19 protein-coding genes, 1 tRNA gene and 1 riboswitch are annotated in these 17,025 nt (G+C 66.2%); of the genes, 8 read left to right on the top strand and 12 right to left on the bottom strand.

What is annotated here, in order from left to right; genetic code table 11:
- Positions 1–376 precede the first annotated feature (376 nt).
- Positions 377–1,210: a class II glutamine amidotransferase gene (locus tag BST28156_RS20685; RefSeq protein WP_174903253.1), complete on the bottom strand. Its 834-nt coding sequence runs from the start codon at positions 1,208–1,210 to the stop codon at positions 377–379.
- A 98-nt stretch (positions 1,211–1,308) separates the two neighbouring features.
- A complete protein-coding gene (locus BST28156_RS20680; RefSeq protein ID WP_060245052.1) occupies positions 1,309–1,638 on the bottom strand; it encodes a carboxymuconolactone decarboxylase family protein in 330 nt (109 codons plus the stop codon).
- Between the two features lie 128 nt (positions 1,639–1,766).
- On the opposite strand from BST28156_RS20680, the gene BST28156_RS20675 reads away from it, so the two are divergent.
- Positions 1,767–2,708: a cupin domain-containing protein gene (locus tag BST28156_RS20675; RefSeq protein ID WP_174903251.1), complete on the top strand. Its 942-nt coding sequence runs from the start codon at positions 1,767–1,769 to the stop codon at positions 2,706–2,708.
- Between the two features lie 90 nt (positions 2,709–2,798).
- Here BST28156_RS20675 and BST28156_RS20670 read toward each other — a convergent pair whose 3' ends face one another.
- Positions 2,799–4,673, bottom strand: a complete 1,875-nt coding sequence (locus BST28156_RS20670) for a pilus assembly protein TadG-related protein (RefSeq protein WP_174903250.1) — start codon at positions 4,671–4,673, stop codon at positions 2,799–2,801.
- A gap of 332 nt (positions 4,674–5,005) precedes the next feature.
- Between BST28156_RS20670 and yiaA the strand changes: the two genes are divergently transcribed.
- Positions 5,006–5,449: an inner membrane protein YiaA gene (gene yiaA, locus BST28156_RS20665; protein ID WP_174903249.1), complete on the top strand. Its 444-nt coding sequence runs from the start codon at positions 5,006–5,008 to the stop codon at positions 5,447–5,449.
- Between the two features lie 285 nt (positions 5,450–5,734).
- On the opposite strand, the gene BST28156_RS20660 is transcribed toward yiaA, so the two are convergent.
- The 9 genes from BST28156_RS20660 to BST28156_RS20620 form a co-directional block, all read right to left on the bottom strand.
- Positions 5,735–5,810, bottom strand: a tRNA-Lys gene (locus BST28156_RS20660).
- Between the two features lie 58 nt (positions 5,811–5,868).
- Positions 5,869–6,618 (bottom strand): tol-pal system protein YbgF, encoded by a 750-nt coding sequence (gene ybgF, locus BST28156_RS20655; RefSeq protein ID WP_060245054.1) that lies wholly within the window; start codon positions 6,616–6,618, stop codon positions 5,869–5,871.
- A gap of 19 nt (positions 6,619–6,637) precedes the next feature.
- A complete protein-coding gene (pal, locus tag BST28156_RS20650) occupies positions 6,638–7,150 on the bottom strand; it encodes a peptidoglycan-associated lipoprotein Pal (RefSeq protein WP_040126715.1) in 513 nt (170 codons plus the stop codon).
- A gap of 17 nt (positions 7,151–7,167) precedes the next feature.
- On the bottom strand, positions 7,168–8,463 hold the full coding sequence (tolB, locus tag BST28156_RS20645) for a Tol-Pal system beta propeller repeat protein TolB (RefSeq protein WP_174903248.1): 1,296 nt from the start codon (positions 8,461–8,463) through the stop codon (positions 7,168–7,170).
- A gap of 121 nt (positions 8,464–8,584) precedes the next feature.
- Positions 8,585–9,655 carry a cell envelope integrity protein TolA gene (tolA, locus tag BST28156_RS20640; RefSeq protein WP_174903247.1) on the bottom strand — a complete coding sequence of 357 codons (1,071 nt, stop codon included), beginning with the start codon at positions 9,653–9,655 and terminating at the stop codon, positions 8,585–8,587.
- Entirely contained in the window at positions 9,652–10,101 is a 450-nt protein-coding gene (tolR, locus tag BST28156_RS20635) for a protein TolR (RefSeq protein WP_006401570.1), read from the bottom strand. The genes tolA and tolR overlap by 4 nt, the downstream gene beginning before the upstream one ends.
- A 10-nt stretch (positions 10,102–10,111) precedes the next feature.
- The gene (gene tolQ / locus BST28156_RS20630) at positions 10,112–10,789 is read right to left on the bottom strand and encodes a protein TolQ (RefSeq protein WP_006484959.1); all 678 of its coding nucleotides are present in this window, start codon (positions 10,787–10,789) and stop codon (positions 10,112–10,114) included.
- A gap of 166 nt (positions 10,790–10,955) precedes the next feature.
- Positions 10,956–11,441 (bottom strand): tol-pal system-associated acyl-CoA thioesterase, encoded by a 486-nt coding sequence (gene ybgC, locus BST28156_RS20625; protein WP_060245057.1) that lies wholly within the window; start codon positions 11,439–11,441, stop codon positions 10,956–10,958.
- A gap of 100 nt (positions 11,442–11,541) precedes the next feature.
- On the bottom strand, positions 11,542–12,288 hold the full coding sequence (locus tag BST28156_RS20620) for an SDR family NAD(P)-dependent oxidoreductase (RefSeq protein ID WP_040126718.1): 747 nt from the start codon (positions 12,286–12,288) through the stop codon (positions 11,542–11,544).
- Positions 12,289–12,468: 180 nt separating this feature from the next.
- Positions 12,469–12,569: riboswitch (ZMP/ZTP riboswitch) on the top strand.
- Between the two features lie 137 nt (positions 12,570–12,706).
- Here BST28156_RS20620 and glyA point away from each other — a divergent pair.
- The 6 genes from glyA (at position 12,707) to BST28156_RS20590 (ending at position 17,020) form a co-directional block, all read left to right on the top strand.
- The gene (gene glyA / locus BST28156_RS20615; RefSeq protein ID WP_040126719.1) at positions 12,707–13,954 is read left to right on the top strand and encodes a serine hydroxymethyltransferase; all 1,248 of its coding nucleotides are present in this window, start codon (positions 12,707–12,709) and stop codon (positions 13,952–13,954) included.
- 6 nt (positions 13,955–13,960) lie between these two features.
- Entirely contained in the window at positions 13,961–14,440 is a 480-nt protein-coding gene (nrdR, locus tag BST28156_RS20610; RefSeq protein ID WP_006417067.1) for a transcriptional regulator NrdR, read from the top strand.
- Positions 14,441–14,591: 151 nt separating this feature from the next.
- Positions 14,592–15,155, top strand: a complete 564-nt coding sequence (locus tag BST28156_RS20605; RefSeq protein ID WP_009690920.1) for a GspH/FimT family pseudopilin — start codon at positions 14,592–14,594, stop codon at positions 15,153–15,155.
- On the top strand, positions 15,152–15,562 hold the full coding sequence (locus BST28156_RS20600) for a type IV pilus modification PilV family protein (protein WP_174903246.1): 411 nt from the start codon (positions 15,152–15,154) through the stop codon (positions 15,560–15,562). The genes BST28156_RS20605 and BST28156_RS20600 overlap by 4 nt, the downstream gene beginning before the upstream one ends.
- Positions 15,552–16,385 carry a PilW family protein gene (locus tag BST28156_RS20595; RefSeq protein ID WP_174903245.1) on the top strand — a complete coding sequence of 278 codons (834 nt, stop codon included), beginning with the start codon at positions 15,552–15,554 and terminating at the stop codon, positions 16,383–16,385. Before BST28156_RS20600 ends, BST28156_RS20595 begins: the two co-directional genes overlap by 11 nt.
- Before the next feature lie 176 nt (positions 16,386–16,561).
- Entirely contained in the window at positions 16,562–17,020 is a 459-nt protein-coding gene (locus BST28156_RS20590; RefSeq protein ID WP_174903252.1) for a pilus assembly PilX family protein, read from the top strand.
- Positions 17,021–17,025 lie beyond the last annotated feature (5 nt).

Below are 17,025 nucleotides of genomic sequence, written 5' to 3'. Positions count from 1 at the left end.
GTTTCTTCTTCATTGGCATATCCATGGCTTTTACACCTCATGATATGCCCCGCCCACGAAATCACGGATAGGTCCAACGTGGCCGAAATCGAGCGAGAACGCGCAATCGACATCAGTTGTGCGCGCTCGTCTTCGCTCAGCATCAGTTCCGCCTTCGGTCGTCCCATCGCCATGTTGACGTCTCCCGTTCCGTTGACGTCAACATGCTACGCGAACATAGATCAGTTAACAATGGAACGGGACACTAGCGCTGGATCACGTCAAGTTTAGTGTCCGAGGAGCGCACGCGCGTTTGCGAGCTCGATTTCGTCAGAGACAGTTGCCGATTGCGAACCTGACCTTGCGCGTATGGCCGCACCCGCAGCGCCTCGACGCGTCACCTATGCCCCGGCCCAAACGGCCGCTGCTGCACATCCGCCCCCTGCGCGACGATCGCCGTGCTTTCCGGGATTTCCTCCCACGCGCCGCGCAGATCGACGAGCGGCTCTGACACCACCATGAACGCATCGTCGCCGGCCTCGGCGATGCGCGGATTGTGCGGATACAACTCGTGCAGGTGCTTGAACGACGTGCTGTGAAACAGCGAGCGCGATTGCCGCTCGCTCGAATAGCGCACCGCGATGATCCGTTCGCCGTCGGTCGCGCAGATCGTCATGTTCAGCGGTTGCGCCACACGATGCCGCGCGGCCGTTTCCTCGACGACGCCGGCCATCCGCTCGAGCGCGGACAGCGGCGCCTGTTCGAGCCCGTATGTCAAGGCGAGGCGGAACATCAGCTCGGAATCGGTCGAGCCTTCGAGCGTCGGGAACAGCGCGGGATCGACCTTCATCGTCAGGTCGCGGCGCAGCTTGTGAAAGTCGCGGATCAGTCCGTTGTGCACGAACAGCCAGCGGCCGTGGCGAAACGGATGACAGTTGGTTTCCTGCACCGGCGTGTCGGTCGCCGCGCGGATATGCGCGATGAACATTCGAGAACGAATCGCGCGCGCAGCTTCGCGCAGGTTGCGGTCGTTCCAGGCCGGATGTACGGAGCGATAGCGAAACGGCAGTTCGTCGGGGTGCCCGTACCAGCCGAGCCCGAAGCCGTCGCCGTTGGTGGTCGTCGCGCCGAGTTCGGAATGCAGGCTCTGGTCGATCAGCGAGTGCTTCGCGCGGAACAGCACGGTTTCGAGATGGATCGGATTGCCCGTATAGGCGAGCCAGCGGCACATGACGCGCTCCTTCGCGATGAATCTGTAGCGCATGGTAGCCGAGTTCGGCGTGCCGCCGTCGCGTCGCGTCGATGTCGGCGACGCGACGGCGGCGATCGTCATTCCCCCATCGCATCCATCACACGCGCCGAGTAGACGAGCGCCGCGCCCGCATTCAGCGCGACCGCAACGCCGAGCGCTTCCGCCACTTCTTCGCGGGTCGCGCCATGCTTGGCCGCTTCGGCCGTGTGCACCGCGATACAGCCGTCGCAGCGCGTCGTGACAGCCACGGCGAGCGCGATCAGCTCGCGCGTCTTCGCGTCGAGATGCCCGGTCTTTGCGCCGGCGCCGGACAGTGCCTTGTAGCCTGCCAGCGTATCGGGCGACAGCTTCGACAGTTCACCGATGCGGGTCGTGAGTTCCTTCCGGTATTCGTTCCAGTTCAGCATGATGGGTCCTTTCAGGAAGAGAGTGGGCGCGGCCGGGGCCGCGGTCTCGGGCGATGCAGGACCCATTCTGATCGTTCGCGCTGAGGGTTTCGATACGCTACAGTGTCAATTTTTAGCGCAATCGTCTCATGGATGCCCTGAGCCAGTTGCTGTCGCTGGGCCGCAGTCATGTCGAACTCGACCTGCGCTGCCTGCTCGACGGTGCGTTCGCGATGCCGCATGAGCCGTTGCCGCCCGGCGAGGCGGCGTTTCATCTGCTGCTGGCGGGAAGCTGCCGGCTGCGTACCGCGGACGGGCGCGTGTTGCAGCTCGCCGAAGGCGACTTCGTGCTGCTGCCGGCCGGCGATGCGCATGACCTGCTCGACGCGGCCGCCGCTCGATCGCGGGCCCGCGCGCCGCTGCGCGAGCCGACGAGTGCCGGCGGCGCGGTGCTGCCGGTCCTGTCGAATCTCGCGGAGCCCGAGCGCGCGAGCGTGGACCTGCTGTGCGGACGCTTCGTCTATGCAAGCGGGGCGGGTGGACTGCTGATGCGCACGCTGCCGCCGCTGCTGCACGTCGGCTTGAGCGACGTGTCGGGGCTTGCGCCGCTGCAACTGCTGACGAGCGTGCTGCGCGGCGAGGCGTCGAGCGCGCAACCGGGCGCTCGCGCGATCGTGAATGCGCTCGGGCAGGCGCTGCTCGCGTATGCGTTGCGCGCGTACGGGCGCGACGCGCGGATGCCGTCCGGCTGGCTTGCGCTGGCGGCCGACGCGCGGCTCGGCCCGTCGGTCCAGGCCGTGCTGCAGGCGCCGGCGAAGCCGTGGACGGTCGAGTCGCTCGGCGCGGCTGCCGCGATGTCGCGTGCGACCTATGCGCGGCATTTCCGCGAGAAGGCCGGCATGAGCGTCGGCGCATTCGTCGCGCAGATCCGCATGATGCATGCGTGCGCATTGTTGCAGGACACGCAGCGCGGCCAGGCGGAAATCGGCCAGGCGGTCGGCTATCAGTCCGAGGCCGCGTTCGGCAAGGCGTTTCGCGCCGTGCTCGGCACGACGCCGGGGCGCTGGCGGCGCGCGCAGCGCGGGTCGTAACGCGCGACTGCCGATTCGTCGTGCCGCGTATCGACGCGGCCCGAGCTCGAGGAAACGTGCCTGCCGAAGCGGCGCACCTTCGCGACCGGACTACTGCACCAGCGACGGACTGCAGGTAATCGCCTGCGGGAAGTTCTGTACCGTCGCGCTGCCGACCTGCAACCCGAGCAGCTGCAGGAGCGGCGTGACGACGGAATTCAGCACGACGAATACGGGGGCGAGAATGCCCGTCAGGATCGGCGACACCGCCGCGACGATTTCCGACACCACGGTGAGATGCAGCCCCGCAACCGAGACGTCGAGGTTGTTCGGGTTCGACAACTGCGCCAGCACTGTCTGTAAGAGGCTTCCCGTCGAACCGATCAGGTTCGTCGAAGCAGTCTGGCTGTAGGGCGGACTGGTGCTGCTGTTCGGCGTCCACGAAGACGCGTTGCTCGACATCGGATAGGAAAACTGCAGCGTCTGGGCCTGGCTCGTCAGCGGCACGCTCAAGCCGTTCGATCCGCCGACGGAGACGGACAGCAGCGCAGGCAGGCCCGGGATGAGATTCAATACCTGAATGATCGGCGCGGATGCGCCGCCCGAGGTGACCGCTCCGGTCCCTGCGTTGAAGTTCGGCGGCGAACTCATCGATCCGCCGATATACAGGCCGAGGATGCCCGGCCTGACATCGAGCGTGGCCGAGCGGTTGGCCGCCGTGCAGTTCACTGCGGCCAGACCTGCGGTACTCGGGCCGACAAACAGCCAGATGGGCAGGTTGACCTGCAGCGCGGAGCCGCCGCCGAAACCGAGCACGTCGAGCTGAACGGTCAGGAAGACCTTCCCGACCGCCGAAGTCGCAAAGGTGTAGTACTGGCCCGACGCGTTCTTTCCGGGCGGCCCGCTTGCAATCGTCGGCGGTTGAATAAGCTGAATGTACGCCGAGACGTTGGCTGTCAGCAGCGGGTTCGACGGAATGTGGATTCCCAAAGGAACCTTGAGGAAATTTGTCCCGTCGGCAATCGACACGCCATTCGCGGAGACATAGGCTGTTTCCAGGGCCGTGGTCAGCAAGCCCAGCGCGCTGATGCTCGCATCGACCGCTTGCGAGCCATTGGCGGTTGACAGGCCGAGGAGGTTTCCCAGTTGCAGTGTCGGACCGCCGTTCACGCTGATCTTTGCAAGAATGGCTCGCAGGACGTTGAGGTTGACGTCTGCGACGCCTTCTTTCGTCGCTGCGGCAATCTCGGCCTGAATCAATTGGGCCAGCGTCACGTCGGTGTTCAGTGCGCCGTTCACCGAACCGGCATTGATGGCTGCCGCGATATCCAGCACATTGAGGCCTACGGCGGCAAGATTCTGATAATCCCCGAGCTTGAGCGCCAGATTGAATTTTTGTCCGCCGAAAATGCCGCCGAGCAATCCGTTCAGCAATTGATTCAGAATGCCGCCGTTCAGCGTCGCCAACGTCGACGTTAGCGAGAATGTGTCCTGGACGAGATTGCGGGCTGTCGCGTGGACCGTATCCATCCCGCCGAAATATGAAATCGGCGCACTCAATGTCACCGAGACGGCATTGGCCTGCGAGCCTGCCGGAACGGATTGACTGAAACTGCCGCCGGGCTGGGCGGAAGGCTGCCAGTAGCCACACTGGACGACCGGCGCGGGATTCGTCGCCGCATAGCCGTTCACCTGGGCGACCGCGTTCGCGGTGGTTAGTGCAACGCCGGTGCAGGTCGGATCCGAGTTGATTTGCTGGACGGCCGAAAGGGCGGCCATGTCGGCCGCGGCCTGGAGCTGGCGTCGCTGCGAATAGGCCATGCCGAGATAGATCGTGCCGAGAAGCAGGATCACGACCACCGACAGCACAATTGCGCCGGTTATGGCGAGCGAGCCTTGCTGATGATGTCGGGACGCTACACGCCGTATTGCCCGATTCGGGCGCCCCGATTCTCCCCGTACGCGTTGTTGTTCGTGATTTTTCATAACGTCGCAGCTGTTATCGGCGGTTCATTGCCGAGATAACAGAATCCCCAATTTATTTTCTATTGTTCGTGGTGCGCACACCTTTCCTCGCGGGTCGCGCTTCCCGTGCCAGGCCATGAATCGGTTTTATCAATTGGCCGGGTGAACCGTGCTCGGCGCGAATCGCATTAGAACACAGGAAATTAGAAAGTAGGGTCGGTTTGTATGGGAGAGGGGAATGCATCGGCGTGTGTTCGCGCACCGATTCGTCTTGCAGCGCGTTAAAGCTGCTACCATGCGCGAAACTCGTTCCGGCCGGGACGAGATACAGACAAAAAAGAGAGGGCAAAGCAATGAACCAAACCACCATCCAGCAACCGTCGTTCGCTTTCGTCGCCGCGTCGTGGGCCGCGCTGATCGCCGGTTTCGCCGCATTCCTGATCGGCCTCTGGAATGCCGGCATGCAGCTCAACGAGAAGGGCTACTACTTCACCGTACTGGCGTTCGGGCTGTATGCGGCAATCTCGCTGCAGAAGAGCGTGCGCGACCGCGCGGAAGGCATTCCCGTCACGGGCATCTACTACGGACTGAGCTGGGTCGCGCTGCTGCTGGCGATCGCGCTGCTGGTCGTCGGCCTGTTCAATGCGACGCTGCAACTGAGCGAGAAGGGTTTTTATGCGATGTCGTTCGTGCTCGCGCTGTTCGGCGCCGTGACCGTGCAGAAGAACACGCGCGACCTGCAAGGCGCGAAGCCGCGCGCGATCGATATCGATTCCGCGCCGCCCGTTCAGGAGTGACGGCACGCGCAGCGGGTGCAGACAAACCCACCCGTTTCGCGACGATGGCCGCGGGGATGCTGAAGACCCGCCGCCCCTTTCTTCGCTTCGTACAGGCTTGCGGAAGATGACCGGGCGCGGGCGTGGAATCGTGACGGGGCAGGGGAAGGAGTGCGATCCAGGCATCGTCACGATGTCTCGACCGGCGTCGACGTGCACCGTGCGTGGGATGGCCGCGAAGTCGCAACGCAGTTTTCTTGCGGCAAATAAAAAGGGCCCGGCATTGCTGCCAGGCCCTTGAATCTTTGGTAGGCCGTACAGGACTTGAACCTGTGACCAACGGATTAAAAGTCCGCTGCTCTACCAACTGAGCTAACGACCCAAAGAGCAAAAAATTATAGCGACGGATTGCTGGGCTGTCAACAACCCGTCACGGTCAATTACTTGATGGTCTCGAGCTTGCCCTGTGCCGTCTGCGCCGCGTTCGATCCCGCGTACTGGGAAACGACCTGCTCGAACGTCTTCTTCGCGGCCGCTTTCTGGCCTTGTTCGAGCTGGTTCGTGCCGATCGCCACGAGTGCGTCGGCCGCGCGCGGATGCTGCGGGAACTTGCTCACGATCCCTTGCCACGTCGCCGTCGAGCCGCGGTAGTCGCGCAGCGCGTATTGCGCATTGCCGAGCCAGTACTGCGCGGTCGGCTGGTACGGGCTCTGCGGATACTTCGCGATGAAGCTGCGGAACGACGCCGCAGCCGCCTTGAAGTTGCCGTTGCGGAACTGCTGCTGTGCCGCGCTGAGCGCATCCGTTTCACCCGGCTGCACGGTGCCTTCGACGCCGTCGATCGTCGCCTGCTGCGGCTCGAACTTCTTGAGCCGCGTGTCGAGATCCTGGTAGTACTCCTTCTGCTGCCGCTCGAGCGTCGTCAGCCGGTTCGTCAGATCCTCGTTCTCGCCGCGCAGCGTCGCGACCTGCTGGTTCAGCTGGTCGAGGCGGGCGGATTGATCGAGGATCGTACGCTGGGCGGCCGACAACTGGCTGGACAGGTTGTCGCTCTTGCTGCGCAGATCGAGCACGGCGCGGCGCGCCTCGTTGTCGTCGAACATGCCGGCGTGCGCCGGCGCGGCCGACCACGCCGCGCCGACGACGCAGAATGCTGCGGCTACGCGCAGCCAGGATACACGGTGCGTCATACGGCGATTCTTCCGTTACTTACTGTTGATAGACGAGATCGGCGCGGCGGTTCTGCGCCCACGACGCTTCGTCGTGACCCGTTGCCTGCGGCTTTTCCTTGCCGAGGCTCACCGCTTCCATCTGCGAATCGTTCACGCCGAGCAGCGACATCGCGCGACGGACCGCTTCCGCACGCTTCTGGCCCAGCGCGAGGTTGTACTCGCTCGTGCCGCGTTCGTCGGTGTTGCCCTGGATCAGCACGTGGCGCTGCGGGTGGCTCTTCAGGTACTGCGCGTGTTGCTGCAGCAGCGGCTGGTACTCGTCCTTCACCGAATAGCTGTCGAAGTCGAAGTAGATGCTGCGCTTCGCGAGCGGGCTGTTCGGATCGTTCAGCGGATCGACGTTCACTTGCGCGACATTGTCCGCGCTCGGCTGCGTGCTGACCGCACCTGCGTTGTTCGCCTTGTCGTCGAGCTTCACACCCGACTTACACGCGGCGAGCGCGCTGATCATCATCACGGCCAGGGCCAGACGAGCTTTGTTCGACATCATGGTTACTCTCCTTGTGGTCATTGCATGAAGGGCCCCCACGACGGCTCACGAACCGAGCCGCCCTGGACGGACAGGATTTGCGGCGGCGCGCTGCCGTCGGAGGGCACTGCTGCCAGAACGTTGCGACCACCCGACTGGGTGGCGTACAGAATGTACTGGCCATTTGCCGCGAAGCTCGGCGATTCGTCGCGATTGGTATTCGTGATGGCGTTCGCCGCGCCGGTTTGCAAATCCTGAACGTACAGCTTGAAGCCCCCGCCCGTGCGGGAGATGTAAGCGAGCAGCTTGCCGTCCGGGCTCACGCGCGGGCTCGTGTTGTAGCTGCCGGTGAATGTCACGCGCTGCGCCGCGCCTGCGCTTTCGCCCTGCGCGGGCATCCGGTAGATCTGCGGCGCGCCGCCGCGATCGCTCGTGAAGTAGATCCAGCGGCCGTCCGGCGAGTAGTACGGCTCGGTGTCGATCGAGCTGCTCTGCGTCAGGCGGCGCAGGCCGCCGCCCGTCGAATTGACCGTGTAGATCTGCGTGTTGCCCGTCAGCGACAGCGCGACCGCGAGCGTGTTGCCGTCCGGCGACCATGCCGGCGCGCTGTTGTTGCCCTTCTGGTCGGACACGATGTAGCGGTGGCCCGTCGGCAGGTCGTGGATGTAGACGATCGGCTTCTTGCGCTCGAACGATACATACGCGACCTTCGTGCCGCTCGGCGACCACGACGGCGAGATGATCGGCTCGGTGCTCGACAGTGCGATGCGCGCGTTCTGGCCGTCCGAGTCGGAAATCTGCAGCTGGTAGCGGTTGCCGCTCTTGATCACGTACGACAGGCGCGTCGCGAACACGCCGCGCACGCCGAGCAGCTTCTGGTAGATGTAGTCGGCGATCTTGTGGCCGGCCGTGCGCAGCGTGCTGTCGTTCGCCGTCAGCGACAGGCCGCCGAGGCTTTGCTGCTTCACGGTGTCGTACAGGATGAAGTTGACCTTGTACTGGCCGTTCCCCTCGCGGTTCACGCTGCCCGCGACGAACGCGTTCGCGCCCTTGGCCTTCCACGCGCCGAGGTCGACCGAGGCGGTTTCGGGCACCGGCGTGCTGCCCGCGTCGATGTTGGTGAATTTGCCGCTGCGAGCCAGATCGGCGCGGACGATCGACGTGACCTGCTGCGGCAGGCCCGCCTCGTTCGCGAAGTTCGCGGTGGCAATGGGGAACTGGGTCGAACCGACGCCGGTGATCAGCACGTTGACCTGGGCGTTAGCGGCGCTGCCCGCCGTAATCAGGCAGGAGGCCACGAGTGCCCTGAAACCTAGCTTCGTCATCAAACTCATGCTTCTTGCTTCCCGTATGACATGGATCGCTGCGCAACCGCAGAGACAGTAAAAATACCCGATTCGTTCCCGAATGCGTTCCTGTCGGACAGCGACGGCCGGAGTGTAAGCGCATTTCCGTTCACTCCGCCGCCTTGAAGGTAATCGTAATGTCCGGTGGGGTACGACCGTTAGAATCGGGCGGCAACGGGACCGAGGCCTGGATCGCATTGACCACGGCCTGATCCCACCCCGAATTTCCGCTCGAACGGCGGATCGACACGCTCAGCACGTCGCCCGACGGCGTGCAGCGGATCGCGACGACGGTCGTCAGGCCGGCGCGTTCACCGCCCCACACGATATTCGGCTTCACGCGACGGCGCACCTTGTCCGGATAGCCGGGCGATGCGGCGTTGCCGCCGGCACCCGAGCCCGTGCCGCTTCGCGCGAGACCCTCGCCGCCGCCTTCGCCGGCGCCGGCCAGGCCCTGCATCTGCGCGAGACGTGCGTTGCGTTCGCGGTCGAGCTTCGCCTTCGACGCCGCATCGGCCTTCGCGCGGGCGGTCGCTTCGGCCTTCGCCTTCGCCGCGGCTTCCGCCTTGGCTTTCGCGGCCGCGTCGGCCTTGGCCTTCGCCGCCTGCTGCGCTTCGAGCTGGGCCTGCTTCTGTTGCTGGAGCTTCTGTTGTTCGAGCTTCTGCTGTTCGAGTTTTTGCTGCTCGGCCAGTTGCTGCTGCCTGAGCTTCTCGGCCTGCTTCTGCTTCTCGCGTTCGGACGCCTTCTGCGCGGCGAGCGCGGCGGCCTGCTGGGCCGCGAGCTGAGCGCGCCGGGCTTCCTCTTGCTGCTGGGCCTTCAGCTGCTGCGCGCGGCGCTGCTGCTCGAGCAGCGCTTCGCGCGCGGCCGCTTCCTGCTGCCGTTTCTTCTGCTGCAGCGCGATGTCCGCCTGCTCGTCCCGGACCGGGGGAGCGGGCGGCGCGACCCGGGCGGGCGGCGTCGGCGCGACGACCGGTCGCGGCGTGGCAACGTCGGGCACCTCGGTCCACAGTTCGGCTTCGGCGCCGGCCGGCGTGCTGTTCTGCCACTGCACGCCGTGATAGAGGAACAGCGCGAGCAGCACGTGCATCAGCGCGGCGAGCGCGAACGCGCGCCAGGTGCCGCGCTCGCGAGGCGGCTGAGGCGGGTAGGCGTTGCTGCGCGTGGATTGCTGCCGGTTCATTGCGATTTGACGAGGAGGCCGACGCGCTTGACGCCGCGCGCCTTCAGATCCGACATCACGGTCATGACTGCATCGTACTGCACGGTCTTGTCGGCCGCGATCACGACCGGCTGGTCGGGATGATCGGCCTGCCGGGCCGAGATGAAGCTGTCGAGCTCGGCCTTGGTCATCGTGTCTTCCTGCGTCGCGCCGGAGTCGCCCTTGTACTTGACGCTCATCGTGCGGTCGGCCTTGATGTTGACGACGACGGGCGGCGTCTGCTCCTGGGGCGCGGCATTGCCGACGGTCGGCAGGTTGATGATCGACGGGGCGACGAGCGGTGCCGTGACCATGAAGATCACGAGCAGCACCAGCATCACGTCGATGTACGGCACGACGTTGATGTCGGCCATCGCGCGGCGCGAGCGGCCGCCGCGCATGCTGGATCGGATGGGAGTGCCTGCCATGACGCGCTCCTTACTGGGCCTGACGCTGCAGGATGTTCGAGAACTCCTCGATGAAGGTCTCGAAGCGGATCGCGAGGCGATCGATGTCGTGCGCGTAGCGGTTGTAGGCGACCACGGCCGGAATTGCGGCGAACAGGCCGATCGCGGTGGCGACGAGCGCTTCGGCGATGCCCGGCGCGACGTTCGCGAGCGTGGCCTGCTGCACGTTCGCGAGGCCGCGGAACGAGTTCATGATCCCCCACACGGTGCCGAACAGACCGATGTACGGGCTGACCGAACCGACCGACGCGAGGAACGCGAGGTTCGCCTCGAGCACGTCCATCTCGCGCTGGAACGACGCGCGCATCGCGCGGCGTGCGCCATCGAGCACGAGGCCCGGATCGCTGAGGCGCTTTTCCTTCGCCTTCAGGAATTCGCGCATCCCCGATTCGAAGATCCGTTCGAGCGCGCCGATCGTGTGGCGGTTGTTGGCCGCGCTCTGGTACAGCGCCTGCAGGTCGCCGCCCGACCAGAAGTCCTTCTCGAAGCGTTCGGTCTGGGCGCGTGCGCGGCGGATCGCAAACCACTTGCGGAAGATGAAGGTCCACGACATCAGCGACAGCAGCAGCAGCAGCCCCATCACGGCCTGGGCCAGCACGCTCGCGTTGAGGACGAGGGAAATGATCGACAGGTCTTGAGAAGTGTTCATAGAGGTTTGAGTAACGTCCCTTCGGGGCGCCCATGGGCGCCCGGTATGCGTGCGGTGTAACGCGCCAGCCGACGGGCAGGCCGGGATGCGCCTGCCGCGCCTGACATCGAGCCTTGCTTAGTATCGATTCAGGAAGGCAAGTTCATAGGCTCAGTCTAAACGGGGCTCATGCGAGCTTCGTTGACAATGCAGTCGGTTCGGCGTCGAGGACGGGCCCGCGATGCAGCGCGTCGAGTACGGCCGGCGGGATCGCCGCGGGCCGGATGCCGGTCCGGTCGACGCAGCCGATACGGATCTGTCCGGCGACGAGCAGCGTGTCGCCACGCCAGGCTTCCTGCGTGAATTCCACCGAGGCGCGGCCGATGCGTCCGGGCCGGCTCGTGATCGTCAGCATGTCGTCGAGTCGCGCCGGTGCGCGGTAGTCGAGCGACGTGCTGCGGACGATGAACAGCGCGCCCGTGTCGTCGGCGAGCCGGCGCTGGTCGATGCCGCACGCGCGCAGCCACTCGGTGCGGGCACGCTCGAAGAACTTCAGGTAGTTGGCATAGAAGACGATGCCGCCTGCATCGGTATCCTCGTAGTACACGCGAACCGGCCAGGTAAAGCCGGCGGGCGTTTCCGGGGAGCGGGTAGGCTGAGTCATGGCGCGCATTCTACCGGAACCGGATGACCCGATTCGTAACCGATTCGTAACGGAATGTAGTATCCGGTAGCACACCGCGGGCCGGCCTGTGGCCGGGCCCGCGGCGCGTTCAGCCGCGGTGGACGGTCGGGCCGCCCGGCGCTTGCGCGATCGGCATCAGCTCGATCGTATTGATGTTGACGTGGGCCGGGCGCGTCGCGATCCAGTAGATCGTGTCGGCGATGTCCTCGGGCATCAGCGGCTGCACGTTCGTGTAGACGCTGGCGGCCTTCGCGTCGTCGCCGCGATAGCGAACGTTCGAGAATTCGGTGCCGCCGCACAGGCCCGGCTCGATGTCGGTGACGCGCAGCGGCGTGCCGAGCAGGTCGGCGCGCAGGTTCAGGCTGAATTGCCTGACGAAAGCCTTGGTCGCGCCGTAGACGTTCCCGCCCGCGTACGGGTACGACCCCGCCACCGAACCGAGATTGAAGATGTGGCCGCGGCCGCGCTCGACCATGCCGGGCAGCAGCGCATGCGTGACCGTGACGAGGCCCGCGCAGTTCGTGTCGATCATCGTGCGCCATTCGTCGAGGCTGGCCTTGTGCGCCGGCTCGACGCCGAGCGCGAGGCCGGCGTTGTTGACGAGCACGTCGAGCGCCGCGAATTCGGCGGGGAGGGCGGCCGGCACGGCTTCCACGGCGGCGCGGTCGCGCACGTCGAGTTCGAACGGCAGCAGTGCGTCGCCGAGTTCGGCGGCGAGCGCGTCGAGGCGGTCCTTGCGGCGGGCGGTGGCGACCACGCGGTGGCCGCCTTTGACGAAAGCCCGGGCGATGGCGGCGCCGAAGCCGGCGGACGCGCCTGTGACGAACACGATCATGGGTGCTCCTGGTCGGTAATGAAATGGCGGGTAGTATCCCGCAAGCCTACTGAGATTGCCGCACCGCGGCAAGGCGCCGAAGCGATGCGGCGCGCGCATGTGCAATCTGGCCCTGATTGTGCGCGGGACGCCGGCGCGCGGTTGCCTATTCATGACGCATCCAATACACTAACGCGCTCATCACCCCTGCGTGACTGGCGATAGAACCCTTCGGGTTCAAGGTGGAGCATCCCACCGTGAAGCGCAGGGCGCCGTTTTTGCCGTTCGCCTGGGCAGCCGTTGTGCGCCGTCGCGTGCATCGCCGGTGGCTGTCCTGCCTCGCGTCACCCGGATTCTTCCGCCACGTCGAGCTGGTCCCGCCAGCAGCGCCCTGTACTCGGCCACCCCGGTCAACCTGTACACACTTAACGGAAACCGTATGTTTGACAGAGCCCAAAGCACCATTGCGAACGTCGATCCCGAAGTCTTTGCCGCGATCGAACAGGAAAACCGCCGCCAGGAAGATCACATCGAGCTGATCGCGTCGGAAAACTACACGAGCCCGGCCGTGATGGCCGCCCAGGGCTCGCAACTCACGAACAAGTACGCGGAAGGTTATCCGGGCAAGCGCTACTACGGCGGCTGCGAATACGTCGACGTCGTCGAGCAGCTCGCGATCGACCGCGTGAAGCAGCTGTTCGGCGCGGAAGCCGCGAACGTGCAGCCGAACTCCGGCTCGCAGGCGAACCAGGGCGTGTTCTTCGCGATGCTCAAGCCGGGCGACACGATCATGGGCATGAGCCTCGCGCACGGCGGTCACCTGACGCACGGCTCGCCGGTGAACATGTCGGGCAAGTGGTTCAACGTCGTCAGCTACGGGCTGAACGAGAACGAGGACATCGACTACGACGCGGCCGAGAAGCTGGCCAACGAGCACAAGCCGAAGCTGATCGTCGCGGGCGCGTCGGCGTTCGCGCTGAAGATCGATTTCGAGCGTCTGGCGAAGATCGCGAAGTCGGTCGGCGCGTACCTGATGGTCGACATGGCGCACTACGCGGGCCTGATCGCCGCGGGCGTGTATCCGAACCCGGTGCCGCACGCCGACTTCGTGACGACGACGACGCACAAGAGCCTGCGCGGCCCGCGCGGCGGCGTGATCCTGATGAAGGCCGAGTACGAGAAGCCGATCAACTCGGCGATCTTCCCGGGCATCCAGGGCGGCCCGCTGATGCACGTGATCGCGGCGAAGGCGGTGGCGTTCAAGGAAGCGCTGTCGCCGGAGTTCAAGGCATACCAGCAGAAGGTGGTCGAGAACGCGCGCGTGCTGGCCGAGACGCTGGTCAAGCGCGGCTTGCGGATCGTGTCGGGGCGCACCGAAAGCCACGTGATGCTGGTGGACCTGCGCGCAAAGAACATCACCGGCAAGGCGGCGGAAGCGGCACTGGGTGCGGCGCACATCACGGTGAACAAGAACGCGATCCCGAACGATCCGGAAAAGCCGTTCGTGACGAGCGGGATCCGTCTGGGTTCGCCGGCGATGACGACGCGCGGCTTCGGCCCGGCGGAAGCCGAGCAGGTGGGCAACCTGATCGCCGACGTGCTCGACAATCCGGAAGACGCCGCGACGATCGAGCGCGTGCGTGCGCAGGTCGCCGAGCTGACCAAGCGTTTCCCGGTCTATCGCTGATCGACGATGCGCTGCCCGTTCTGCCGGCACGAAGACACGCAGGTCGTTGACTCCCGCGTGTCCGAGGATGGCGCCGCGATTCGCCGGCGCCGTCGCTGCTCGGCTTGCGACAAGCGCTTCACGACGTACGAGCGGGTCGAGTTGAACCTGCCGGCCGTCGTGAAGAAGGACGGCAGCCGCACCGAATTCGACCGTCGCAAGATCGTCGCCAGCATGCAACTCGCGCTGCGCAAGCGGCCGGTTGCTGCCGACGCGATCGACGCGGCGGTCGCCCGTATCGAATATCAACTGCTCGCGACCGGCGAGCGCGAAGTGCGTAGCGAGAAGCTCGGCGAACTCGTGATGAACGAGTTGCGCGGCCTCGATACGATCGCCTATGTCCGCTTCGCATCGGTGTATCGCCGGTTCGAGGACGTCTCCGAATTTGCCGACGTGATCGAGGAATTCCGTCGCGCTTCTCCCGCCAAGCCCCCGCGTAAGCGCTGACGCGCTGCGTTCGTTCATCGCCTGCTCCCGTGGTTCAGTTCGCGCCGATTGTGTCGGTCGCGAGCGTCTGTCGCCAGTCGGCCGTTCGGCATATAGGCATGCATGCGCTCGCGTCGTTACAGTCGCCGCATCACGTTCGCGGAGCACGGCAATGGCGCGTTGCAGACTGACTGGAAACACGACCGGACGTCGGTTCGGCGGCTTCACGCTCGTCGAGCTGATGGTCGCGATCGCGCTGACGGTCGGGCTTGCGCTCTACGCGGCGCCCGCGTTCGATCAGTGGCGCATGCGCGAACGCGTCGATGCGCGCTCGCGCGCCTTGCTCGGCGCGCTGTCGTTTGCGCGTGCCGAGGCGACGCGTCTGGGCGTGCGCGTCACGCTGTGTCGCGCCGCGCATGACGGCACGTGCCTTGGTCCCGGCCAGCGGTGCGGCGAGTCGGAGTGGTCGTGCGACTGGGTCGTCAGCGCACGGGTCGACGGGCAATCGCGCGTGCTGCGGCGCTATCCGCGCGATCCCGACATCGCGGTCGCGGGCGCTGCGCACGATCTCGCCTTCGTGCCGCCGGCAGGGCAGGCGATCGGCGGAATCCGGCGTTTCGAACTGCGTCCGCGACGCGACATGCCGGGCGTCGACGACGCACGTGTGTCGCGCTGCGTACGGATTGCGGCGGGCGGTCGCGCGCGCGTCGCGACCGGCCGTTGCGACGCGGCATGATGGCGGTGCGCCACGCGTCGCGCGGCACGTCGCTGCTCGAAGCGACGCTGGCCATTGCGCTGCTGGCGATCGTGATGCTCGCGGTGGCCGGCAGTCAGCTCGCGATGACGCAAGCGCAGCGGGCGACGATCTGGCGCGAGCGCGCGCTGTGGCTGGCCGATGCGCGCATCGAGCGCATCCATGCCGCGCCGGCCGCCGGGGACGGCCTCGCGGCGTTGGCGGCGGCCTCGCTGCCCGGCGGTGCGATGTCGCTCGATGCCGCGGCGGGCGGCATGCGATTCGTCGTCGTTGGCTGGCGCGCCGGCGACGCAGCGGCTTCGTCGCGTTGCGGTGACGCGCGCGGGTCGAAGGAGCCGCCTGCGTGCGTACGGATCCCGTTCCGGGAGGGCGACGCCGATGCGCACTAAGCGCCGCATGCGCGCCCATACGCTGCTCGAAGTGCTGATCGCGATGACCGTCGGTCTGCTCGTGCTCGCGGCGGCCGGCGCGGCGTACCACGCGCAGCGCGTCGCGCAACGGCGCGCGGACGACGGATTCCGGATGCGCGATGCGGCGGGCACCGCATTGATGCTGATCGGCCAGCAGCTTCAGATGGCGGGATTCCGGCCGCTCGACGCGGGCGGGTCGACAGCATTGCCGCCGGTATTCGGCTGCTCGGCGGCGCGCATTCGCGGCGACAGCGCGCAGGTGCGATGCGATCCGCTGCGGACGGATTCCGATGCACTGCTGGTTCGGTATGTCGGCGATACGGTGTCGACATGGCCGACGGCGAGCGCGCAGGTATCGGATTGCCTGGGGCAGGGCGTCGGCGCGCCGGGCGAACGGCCGCTTGTCGCGAACCGCTTCGATGCGCACGTCAGTCCGTCGACGGGCGAGCCTGAACTGTATTGCGAAGGCAGCGGCCACCCCGGCGCGCCGCAGCCCGTGGTGGTGGGCATCGACCAGCTGCGCGTGCGCTATCTGCGGCGCGGCGACACGCAGTTCGTGCGCGCCGATGCGATGCGCGGCGCCGACTGGCACGACGTCGTGGCCGTGCATGTCTGCGTGCAGGCGCGCGGCGAGCCTATGCGCGAGCCGGCCCGGTACGTCGACTGCGACGAGCGCGAAACCGTCGCCCGGGATGGCCGTGCGCGGCTGGCGTTGCATCGTGTCGTCGCATTGAGGAACGCGACGATCGCATTCGGCGATGCGGTGCCCGACACGCGTCATGCGCGCGAGGTGTTGCGATGAAGGGCGACGAAAAGCGTGTGACGGCGCGGCGATTGCGCCGGGAAGACTTCGCTACGAAAGGCGGTAAGCCGCCCGCACCGGAAGATATGGCGACGGGACATCGCGCTTCGTTGACACGCTTTCGCCCACCTCGCGGCAGCGGACGTGGCGACACCGGCTTCGCACTCCCGGCCGTGATCGCGGTCGGCGCGGCTGTTGCCGCGCTGACGGGCACATGGTTCGAATCGGCGCTGACGGAGTCCCGCCGCACGCGAGCGCTGTCGGACCGGCTGATCGCGTTTCATGCGGCCGATGCCGCGCTGGTTGCGTGCACCGTGCGGTTGCTGCGCGGTTCGGCAAGCTACCTGCCCGAACGCGACTCGCATGCCGAACCGGACGCGTGGCGGCGCCTGCCTGCGCTGACGCTCGCCGAAGCGTTCGCACCGTTCGCGGAGTGGCCGCCAGCCGTACAGCCGCCGCGCTGCCTGATCGAAGCGTGGCGCGGTGCCGGTCCTGCAGATGCCCGTGCGTATCTCGTCACGGCGCGCGGCGTCGGCACGCATGGGGCGAGCGTCGTCTGGCTGCAAAGTCAGGTTGCGATTCGTGACGGACGCATCGTCGCGCAACGCTGGCGGCGCGTGGCGGCAATGCAGTGACAAGG

Source organism: Burkholderia pseudomultivorans, assembly GCF_902499075.1.
GTDB lineage: Bacteria > Pseudomonadota > Gammaproteobacteria > Burkholderiales > Burkholderiaceae > Burkholderia > Burkholderia pseudomultivorans.
This window is presented reverse-complemented; position numbering and strand designations above follow the sequence as displayed.

What these genes read in the sequence shown, in the direction of transcription:
- BST28156_RS20670 (WP_174903250.1), bottom strand. Translation starts at nt 4,673, where the DNA reads ATGAAAAATCACGAACAACAACGCGTACGGGGAGAATCGGGGCGCCCG.
- glyA (WP_040126719.1), top strand. Translation starts at nt 12,707, where the DNA reads ATGTTTGACAGAGCCCAAAGCACCATTGCGAACGTCGATCCCGAAGTC.
- ybgF (WP_060245054.1), bottom strand. Translation starts at nt 6,618, where the DNA reads ATGACGCACCGTGTATCCTGGCTGCGCGTAGCCGCAGCATTCTGCGTC.
- BST28156_RS20595 (WP_174903245.1), top strand. Translation starts at nt 15,552, where the DNA reads ATGCGCACTAAGCGCCGCATGCGCGCCCATACGCTGCTCGAAGTGCTG.
- tolB (WP_174903248.1), bottom strand. Translation starts at nt 8,463, where the DNA reads ATGAGTTTGATGACGAAGCTAGGTTTCAGGGCACTCGTGGCCTCCTGC.
- nrdR (WP_006417067.1), top strand. Translation starts at nt 13,961, where the DNA reads ATGCGCTGCCCGTTCTGCCGGCACGAAGACACGCAGGTCGTTGACTCC.
- yiaA (WP_174903249.1), top strand. Translation starts at nt 5,006, where the DNA reads ATGAACCAAACCACCATCCAGCAACCGTCGTTCGCTTTCGTCGCCGCG.
- tolA (WP_174903247.1), bottom strand. Translation starts at nt 9,655, where the DNA reads ATGAACCGGCAGCAATCCACGCGCAGCAACGCCTACCCGCCTCAGCCG.
- BST28156_RS20685 (WP_174903253.1), bottom strand. Translation starts at nt 1,210, where the DNA reads ATGTGCCGCTGGCTCGCCTATACGGGCAATCCGATCCATCTCGAAACC.
- BST28156_RS20675 (WP_174903251.1), top strand. Translation starts at nt 1,767, where the DNA reads ATGGATGCCCTGAGCCAGTTGCTGTCGCTGGGCCGCAGTCATGTCGAA.
- BST28156_RS20605 (WP_009690920.1), top strand. Translation starts at nt 14,592, where the DNA reads ATGGCGCGTTGCAGACTGACTGGAAACACGACCGGACGTCGGTTCGGC.
- BST28156_RS20600 (WP_174903246.1), top strand. Translation starts at nt 15,152, where the DNA reads ATGATGGCGGTGCGCCACGCGTCGCGCGGCACGTCGCTGCTCGAAGCG.
- pal (WP_040126715.1), bottom strand. Translation starts at nt 7,150, where the DNA reads ATGATGTCGAACAAAGCTCGTCTGGCCCTGGCCGTGATGATGATCAGC.
- tolQ (WP_006484959.1), bottom strand. Translation starts at nt 10,789, where the DNA reads ATGAACACTTCTCAAGACCTGTCGATCATTTCCCTCGTCCTCAACGCG.
- ybgC (WP_060245057.1), bottom strand. Translation starts at nt 11,441, where the DNA reads ATGCGCGCCATGACTCAGCCTACCCGCTCCCCGGAAACGCCCGCCGGC.
- BST28156_RS20680 (WP_060245052.1), bottom strand. Translation starts at nt 1,638, where the DNA reads ATGCTGAACTGGAACGAATACCGGAAGGAACTCACGACCCGCATCGGT.
- tolR (WP_006401570.1), bottom strand. Translation starts at nt 10,101, where the DNA reads ATGGCAGGCACTCCCATCCGATCCAGCATGCGCGGCGGCCGCTCGCGC.
- BST28156_RS20620 (WP_040126718.1), bottom strand. Translation starts at nt 12,288, where the DNA reads ATGATCGTGTTCGTCACAGGCGCGTCCGCCGGCTTCGGCGCCGCCATC.